Consider the following 444-nt stretch of genomic DNA (forward strand, 5'->3'; position numbering starts at 1 on the left):
ATGGGATCGCTTAATCCAAGCTTAGAAAATGGCATGTACACCTCAGTATCGCGTTAATCTAGGGAGTGGATTGTGCCAATAGGCTGGGTTGAAAGCTATGGTTATTTTTTGAGAGACAAGCATGGTAAGAGAAATTCGTATTGCACAAGCAACATTATCAACATATCCATGTATTATTCGGTTAGACATTTGGAAGACTAAGGCTCAATGCGATGAATGCATCAATAGTCAAAAGCTTAAACAGTTAGTAAGCGGAGAAGCAATATGGATATGGACGAATCAGTAAATGTACTTGGCGAAGTCTTGGAACTATGTGGAAGCGACCCCGTCACAGGGTATTATCGAGATGGAAAATGTAATACCTGTGAAGCAGACACAGGTTCACATACGGTTTGTATCGAAGCGTCTAAAGACTTCTTAGAATATTCCAGGTTTAAAGGGAAC

1 protein-coding gene is annotated in these 444 nt (G+C 40.3%); it reads left to right on the plus strand.

The features are described from left to right. Positions 1-264: 264 nt before the first annotated feature. Positions 265-444 (plus strand): DUF2237 family protein (locus A3735_RS28815; protein ID WP_156499560.1); only part of this gene is annotated, 180 nt, incomplete at its 3' end.

Source organism: Oleiphilus sp. HI0061, assembly GCF_001635675.1.